Origin of the sequence: Microvirga calopogonii (assembly GCF_003347665.1) — a bacterium.
Classification (GTDB): domain Bacteria; phylum Pseudomonadota; class Alphaproteobacteria; order Rhizobiales; family Beijerinckiaceae; genus Microvirga; species Microvirga calopogonii.
Map to the genome: position 1 here is coordinate 1 of NZ_QDGA01000177.1, position 6,054 is coordinate 6,054.

At 65.7% G+C, this 6,054-nt stretch carries 5 protein-coding genes and 1 pseudogene; 4 read left to right on the top strand and 2 right to left on the bottom strand.

Going from position 1 to position 6,054, the window contains the following annotated elements:
- The coding region (locus tag DDF70_RS35000; RefSeq protein WP_162820895.1) for a response regulator transcription factor at positions 1–724 on the top strand (724 nt) is incomplete at its 5' end.
- A gap of 22 nt (positions 725–746) precedes the next feature.
- Here DDF70_RS35000 and DDF70_RS35005 read toward each other — a convergent pair.
- Together DDF70_RS35005 and DDF70_RS38950 are read right to left on the bottom strand one after the other, a co-directional pair.
- Positions 747–1,466 (bottom strand): Crp/Fnr family transcriptional regulator, encoded by a 720-nt coding sequence (locus DDF70_RS35005; RefSeq protein ID WP_114949110.1) that lies wholly within the window; start codon positions 1,464–1,466, stop codon positions 747–749.
- Positions 1,467–1,585: 119 nt separating this feature from the next.
- Positions 1,586–1,750: pseudogene (locus DDF70_RS38950) on the bottom strand (DUF6894 family protein); the annotation flags it as partial.
- 52 nt (positions 1,751–1,802) lie between these two features.
- On the opposite strand from DDF70_RS38950, the gene DDF70_RS35010 reads away from it, so the two are divergent.
- Genes DDF70_RS35010 through istB form a run of 3 tightly spaced genes read left to right on the top strand, consistent with a single transcriptional unit; the run spans position 1,803 to position 5,948 of the window.
- Positions 1,803–3,584: a sensor histidine kinase gene (locus DDF70_RS35010; RefSeq protein WP_114949111.1), complete on the top strand. Its 1,782-nt coding sequence runs from the start codon at positions 1,803–1,805 to the stop codon at positions 3,582–3,584.
- 58 nt (positions 3,585–3,642) lie between these two features.
- Positions 3,643–5,184, top strand: a complete 1,542-nt coding sequence (istA, locus tag DDF70_RS35015; RefSeq protein WP_281024360.1) for an IS21 family transposase — start codon at positions 3,643–3,645, stop codon at positions 5,182–5,184.
- Between the two features lie 11 nt (positions 5,185–5,195).
- A complete protein-coding gene (istB, locus tag DDF70_RS35020; RefSeq protein ID WP_114945129.1) occupies positions 5,196–5,948 on the top strand; it encodes an IS21-like element helper ATPase IstB in 753 nt (250 codons plus the stop codon).
- The last annotated feature ends 106 nt before the right edge of the window (positions 5,949–6,054 follow it).

The window sequence follows — 6,054 nt, forward strand, 5'->3', positions numbered from 1 at the left end:
CTTCTTCCCCATGCGTGACGCGCAGGGCCGGATCCGCCGCGCCGGCGGCGTTGCCCAGGACATCACCCGCCATGACGGGCGCTTCGTCTATGTGGTCGATGCCGACGAGCCCTCGCGTCAGGATCTGACGCGAGGGCTGCGCGACGCCGGCTATGACGTGAGAGCCTTCCCGTCCGGCAAGGCGTTCCTGGAGGCGGCCCCGGCGCTCGCGGCCGGCTGCGTGGTGCTCGACATGCGTCAGCCCGAGGCGGGTGGCCTGACCATCCCGCGGGAGCTCAAGGCCCGGCGCATCGGCCTGCCGGTGATCGTGCTGGGCGCGCTCCAGAGCGATGTAAAGTCTGCGGTGCAGGTGATGAAGACCGGCGCGGTGGACTTCCTGCCGGTTCCCTATGCTCCGGATGAGCTGCTGACCGCCCTTGCGTCGGCCGCCGCTGACATTTCCCAGGCCGACGAGCACGACCAGGAGGCCAACCGGGCCCGCGGGCTCATCGCCGAGATGCCGGTCCGCGAGCGCGAGGTCCTGGAGGGCCTGCTGGCCGGCCAGACCAACAAGCAGATCGGCCGGGCCATCGGCCTCAGCCCGCGCACGGTGGAAACCCACCGCGCTCATGTCATGCAGCGCCTGGGCGCCAGGACGATCCCTGAACTGGTGCGGATCGCCGCCCTGGCGGGCGTGCATGCCCGCCCGCAATTGAGCCGTGACGAAGGATCCGACGAACCTTGAGTTCCACCAGGACCTGCTCCTGTCAGCGTGGTTCGCGTTCCAGGTTCAGAAAGGTCGGATCAAACTCGGCGACCACTTGCAGCCGCAGCCAATCCTCGATGGTCACGGTCTCCTCACGCCAGGAAATCAGTTTCTCGGCCCGAAGCTGCTTGATGATCCGGTTGACGTGCACGGTCGAGAGCCCCAGCACATCCCCAAGCTCCGCCTGCGTCAGAGGCAGCTCGAAGCTCATGTCCTGGGTCAGCCCCACCGTTTGCAGGCGCAGGAACAACTCACACAGGAGATGAGCGATCTGGTTGAAGGCCGGACGTCGACCCATCGCCACCAGCCACTCCCGGTGGGTCGCGGCATCGATCAGGGTGTGCAGCCACAGCAGCCGGCCCAGATGGAGGTGCTGGTCGGTGATCTTGCGCAGGGTGGCATGGGGAACCAGACCAATCCGACAGGGTGTGACGGCCATGACCCCGTGATCCATCTTCTTCTGGATATAGCTGTGCAGGTCGACGAAGTCGCCCGACACGTGCAGGGCCGTGATCTGGCGCTTGCCGGCCCGCAGCAGCTTGTAGCGGGCGGCAAAGCCGTCCAGGAGCACGATGCTCTCGGTGGGACGATCGCCCTCCCGCACCAGATCTTCATCCGCCGCAACCTCTCTGACCCGTGCGACGGCATCCGTGAGGACCTGCTTTTCCTCATCCGAGAGAACATCGTACCGCTCCAGCCGGCGGATCAGCCGAGAGATCACGGTCGCGTTCCTTCCAAACTCCTCATCGTTCTTTGTGTAGCAGAAGTGCGGCCAAGCTCACAATCTTGGCGGTCACCCGGGCGAGCAGTAGGATCAGGGTTTTCGGACGCTGGATGGCCTTACTCGTTGACGTCTGACGGGTACTCCACGGTGAGCGAGAGGGCGACCCGCAGGACCGTCTGTCCCGCCTCGTCGTTGATGCTGACGACGAACGCGCGCTGGTCGCCATCCAGCAGCTTGTCCTTGGCCATGTCGGCCAACGCCGCCTGAGCCTCGGCCTTGGCGGCCGCGAGCTGACGGTGTCCCGGGGCTTGAACGGTACGAGGAGGCTGACGCGTGCGTCAGACAAGCGAGCCCAACCAGGCGTCCTGGCCCGTCGGCGGTGGCCGGATGGGTGAGAGGATCCGTGCGTTCGACTGGTCCCAAACATCGCTCGGCCCCATGGAGGCTTGGCCCGAGCGCCTGAGGATGGCCGTCGATCTTGTGCTCGCCTCGCCGATGCCGATGAACCTGCTGTGGGGACCGGACTTCGTCCAGATCTACAACGACGGCTTCCAGCCATTCTTCGGGACAAAGCATCCCACCAGTCTGGGCCAGTCCGCCAACGAATGCTGGGCTGAGTTCCAGCACGAGAATGACCTGATCTACGCGCGGGTGTTCGCTGGCGAGTCGGTCACGTTTGAGAACCATGCTTGGAGTTATGCCCGCGGTGGCGAGGGAGACCTGGAGGAGGCTTACTTTACGACCTACTGCACCCCGGCTCGTGACGAGAGCGGGGCTGTCGCGGGTATTCTCACCACTGCGTTCGAGACGACGCAACAGGTGAAAGCCGAGGCCGAGCGCCAACAGGCCGAGCAGGCTCTGCGCGTCAGTGAGGCGCAGCTCCAGGCGGCGGTCGATCTCGTTGGGCTGTCGCCCTATGGGTGGGACCCGGCGACCGGCGCCCTGGAATGGGATGCCCGGCTCAAGGCCCTGTGGGGCCTGCCCCCGGACGCTCATGTCGACCAGGACGTGTGGTTGTCAGGGATTCATCCCGAGGACCGCCTGCGGGTCGAGGCCGCTGTTGCCGAGTGTAGTGACCCGGCAGGCGATGGTGTCTACCACATCGAGTACCGGGTCATCGGGATTGGAGATGGGGTCGAGCGCTGGGTTTCTACCCATGGCCGAACCACCTTCAAAAATGGCCAGCCGGTGGGGTTCGTCGGCGCTGCCATGGACATCACCGAGCGCAAGCGGGCCGAGCAGCAGTTGCGCGAGAGCCAGGAACGTTTCCGGAATCTTACGAACCTCATCCCGATCTTCGTCTGGTCCGTCGATCCGGTTGGGGCGATCACCTTCGCCAATGAGCAATGGTTCACCTACACGGGCATCACGGACGAACCGCCGGACCAATGGCCGGACTTGGTGTTCGCCCCCGACGAGCGCGATCCGAACGTCACCAACTGGCAAAGGGCGCTTCAGACGGGCGCTGCTTTCGACATCGAGGCGCGGATCCGGCGGCATGACGGCGCGTATCGCTGGTACCTCACCCGGGCCGTTCCGGTGCGCGATGCCGAAGGAAAGGTCACCGGATGGTTTTCCGCCGCGACCGACATCCACGAGCGCAAGGTAGCCGAGGAGCATCGCACGGTGCTGCTGGCCGAGTTGCAGCACCGGGTGAGGAACACGCTGGCGGTCATCCGCTCCATCGCGCGCCAGACGGCCGAGACGAGCGAGACGGTCGAGGACTATGCCTTGCACTTCGAAGGCCGGCTCAATGCCCTTGCCCGCGTGCAGGCCGCGGTGACGCGCGATCCCACAGCCGGGATCGCATTGGGGCTCCTGGTGTCGGAGGAGTTGCTCTCCTGTGCCGCCCAGGAAGGGGAGCGGTTCAGCATGTCAGGTCCCGACGTCTGCCTGCGGCCCAAGGCGGCTGAGACCCTGGGCTTGGCGATCCACGAACTGGCGACGAACGCCGTCAAGTATGGGGCGCTGTCGACCCCCAGGGGGCACGTGACGGTGGCTTGGCTGCGGATTCCGATTCAATCCGGACGGGGATTCCGATTTGACGCCGGACAGCATTCCGGAATGAAGCCGGACACCGTTCCGATCAATTACCGGACACTTTCCCCACTCTGATGATCCCCTGGGTCAGCAACTCGGGCATCACCCTCCTCACGTCATCGAGGAGAATGGAATGCCCGCCAAGAGGAAGCTGACCATGAGACAGTTGAGACAGATGCTGCGCCTGGCCCGGGACGGCATCAGCGTGCGTGACATCGCCGAGAGGCTCGGGATCGCGCGCAGCACCGTCCAGGAGAACCTCAAGCGCGCCGAGCAGGCCGGCTTGAGCTGGCCCTTGCCCGGCGACCTGACCGACGAGGCCCTGGAGAACAGGCTTTTCGCCCGCGCCGGCGTCAAGCAGGGACAGCGCCGGCGGCCCGAGCCCCACTGGGCCGAAGCCATCGTCGAATTGAAGAAGCCCGGCGTCACCCTGCAAATCCTCTGGGAGGAGTACCGGGCCGTCCATTCCAACGGCTATGGCTACAGCCGCTTCTGCGAGCTCTTCCGCTCGTTTGAGAGCCGGCTCTCGCCGACCATGCGCCAGGACCATATTGCCGGCGACAAAGTGTTCGTCGACTATTCCGGCAAGAAGATCGCCATCGTTGATTCCGACACCGGCGAGATCCGCCAGGCCGAGATCTTCGTCGCCGTGCTCGGCGCCTCCAACTTCACCTACGCTGAGGCGACCTGGACCCAGTCCCTGCCGGACTGGATTGGCGCGCATGGGCGCATGTTCCGCGTCTTCGGCGGCGTTCCGCGCCTGATCGTGCCGGACAATCTCAAGTCAGGGGTCAACCGGGCCTCGTTCTACGATCCCGAGATCAACCGCAGCTACGGCATGATGGCCGCGCATTACGGCATCGGCATCCTGCCGGCGCGGCCACGAAAGCCCAAGGACAAAGCCAAAGTGGAGAATGGCGTGCGCTTTGCCCAGACCTGCATTCTCGGACGGCTGCGGCACCAGACTTTCTTCTCGCTGGCCGAAGCCAATGCGGCGATTGCCGGCGCGTGCGAGCGCATCAACGATCATGTCGTGCGCCGCCTCGGGGTCAGCCGCCGGCATCTCTTCGAGACGATGGAGCGCCCGGCGCTCGCGCCGCTGCCGGGCGACGACTACGAGTTCGCCGAATGGCGCTTCGTGCGGGTCGGCACGGACTATCACGTCGAGTACGACGGCTTCTTCTATTCGGTTCCGCACGGCCTGATCCGCGCGCAGGTCGACCTGCGGGCCACCAGCCGCACGATCGAGATCTTCCACCGCGGCCAGCGCGTGGCAACCCATCAGCGCCGCTACGGTGGGCGCCGGCACGGCACCGACCCGGACCACATGCCGAGTTCCCATCGGCGCTATGCCGACTGGACCCCGGAGCGCTTCCGCCGTTGGGCGGCGTCCGTCGGCCCTCAGACGGAAGGTCTGATCACGGCTATTCTGGCGCGCCGCCCGCATCCTGAGCAGGGCTTCCGGACTTGCCTCGGGGTTCTGCGCCTGTTGCGCGATCTCGAACCCGCTCGCGCTGAAGCGGTGTCGGCCCGCGCTCTCCAGATCGGGGCGCTCACCTCCAAGAGCATCGCCTCGATCCTGGCCAACCGCCTGGCCGCCCAACCCGCCCGCGACCCCGAGCCCACCGCCATTCTGGAGCACGCCAACCTGCGCGGCCCCGGCTACTTCCACTAAGGAGATCCTGCATGTTGACCCATCCCACTCTCGCTCTGCTGGCCGATCTTGGTCTTCACGGCATGGCCAGTGCCTTCAAGGCTCTGCAATCCCAGCCCGAGGCTCGGGCTCTCGAGCATGGCGACTGGCTTGCACTGCTGCTCGAACGCGAGGCGACGCTGCGCTGTCAGAAGCGGTTTGAGAGCCGGGCGCGGGCGGCCCGCCTGCGCCATGACGCGCATGTCGAGGATGTCGACTTCAGGGCGGCGCGCGGTCTCGACCGCGGGCTCTTTCTCAAGCTGGCCGGCTGCGATTGGATCCGTGAACGACGCGGGCTCCTGCTGACCGGACCAGCCGGGGTCGGCAAAAGCTGGTTGGCCTGCGCGCTGGGCCAGAAGGCGTGCCGGGAGGACTTCTCGGTCGCTTATCACCGTGCCCCGCGGCTGTTTGCGGCGCTTGGTCTGGCCCGCGGGGACGGCCGCTACGCGCGCATGCTCAAGGCGCTGGCCCGCGTGGATCTTCTCATCCTTGATGATTGGGGGCCCGAGAAGCTCGCTGACGATCAGCGGCGGGATCTGCTGGAGATCGTCGAGGACCGGTACGAGCGGCGCTCCACCATCGTGACGAGCCAGATCCCGGTCGACCGCTGGTATGAGATCATCGGCAATCCGACCATCGCCGATGCGATCCTGGATCGCCTGGTCCACAATGCTTACAGGATTGAACTGTCCGGCGAGAGCCTGCGCAAGCAGCGCTCCCCGGCCGCTGCATCATCGTCCGATTGACGACCGGCCAATCCCACTCCACCATCTCCCATGACCCAGGATCAAACGAGGAGAGTGTCCGGCTTCAGATCGGAACGCTGTCCGGAATGAAATCGGAATGGGTGTC